Raw genomic sequence first — 1,200 nt, 5'->3', positions numbered from 1 at the left:
TAAACGCTGCGAAGCAGGCGGGGATAAATACGAAGGCGGGATATGCCGGCGTTGTTGGAAACGCACTGGTGGAGTCTACTGTAAATCTCGACCCAGCTATAGAAAACATAGAAGGTAGCGGTGCCTTCGGAATTTTCCAGTGGAAAGATAGTAGAAGGGCAAATCTCGAAAAATTTGCTAAAGAATCCGGAAGATCAGCGTCTGATTTTAGTACTCAAATGTCATTTTTTGTAGCAGAACTGAATCCGAACAGCCCTTATTACGACTCCACTTCAGATGCAATAGCCCCTGGCGGGAATCTTGCCCAAGCTATGAACTCTGCCAAAAGTCCGGAGGAAGCCGCTACATTGTTCAATGCGGCATATGAGAGAGCTCCCGGCCAAGGAGAAGGTCCAAGGCAGAACTACGCTGTAGAGATCTTTAGCGAGATGGATTGCGTAGCGGAATGATAGCAAGGGTACTGCTGGGGTTATTTTTTCGAGAAATCCTGCAAGAGTCTGCTAAAAAGATAGTTAAAGAGCAGACTACTAGGCAGCTCTCGGACTCCGTGAGGGTAGAGTTCCTGCGTGCTGTCACTGAGGGGTATACCAAAGAGCTAACCCATAACATCGGTCAATATGTCCGCTCCCTGGGCGCTGTCAGCGTCGAGGTTAGTAGCGACAATGCAGGGGAACGCCTACTCTCCGCACTTCAAACTTCTCTTCAGGCACTAGAAATTGAGCTGGAGAGTCAAGGTCCAGAGTCTCCGGTCATACAATACCTACAGCGAAGGTATGGCGAGGAATCCGCCACTCTTGTGGGGAGGGAAAGCCGGCCAGTTTACTCGAGGGTATCGGGATACGATCCCCGATCTTTCCCCGACCAGCCCTGGCTCAACAGAGTCCTCGAGGAATCCCCCGAGGTGACAGAAATCCTCGCCGAAGAGGCGGCCAGAGTCTTCGATCTAGTTTTTCCCGAAGTACTTTGACCCCTTCGACGTATTTTCCGAAGCATCGAGGACTTGGAACTCAGCATTGAAGGAGTGATAGTCAAACCAACTCTCTGCCATATCGACAGACTCCAATTTACAAGTAGCTCCTCGGCATTTTACCGGAATCGTCTCAAGATCGTACTGATTTTCTCTACACCACTCCTCGACTAATCGGATAAACGGATAGACGTGGTCGACATGATACGGTCCGAGAATTGGTTTACCACTAA

General features: G+C 49.7%; 3 protein-coding genes. 2 read left to right on the top strand and 1 reads right to left on the bottom strand.

Features of this window, described 5'->3' with window-relative positions; genetic code table 11:
• Positions 1-449, top strand: a 449-nt coding sequence (locus EBR25_14210) for a hypothetical protein (GenBank protein ID NBW42124.1), incomplete at its 5' end; no start/stop codon positions are given.
• Positions 446-967, top strand: a complete 522-nt coding sequence (locus EBR25_14205; protein ID NBW42123.1) for a hypothetical protein — start codon at positions 446-448, stop codon at positions 965-967. The genes EBR25_14210 and EBR25_14205, both read left to right, overlap by 4 nt.
• Here EBR25_14205 and EBR25_14200 read toward each other — a convergent pair.
• The coding region (locus EBR25_14200; protein ID NBW42122.1) for a hypothetical protein at positions 944-1,200 on the bottom strand (257 nt) is incomplete at its 5' end. The genes EBR25_14205 and EBR25_14200 overlap by 24 nt on opposite strands.

Source organism: bacterium (assembly GCA_009926305.1).
GTDB lineage: Bacteria > Bdellovibrionota_C > UBA2361 > UBA2361 > RFPC01 > RFPC01.
This window is presented reverse-complemented; position numbering and strand designations above follow the sequence as displayed.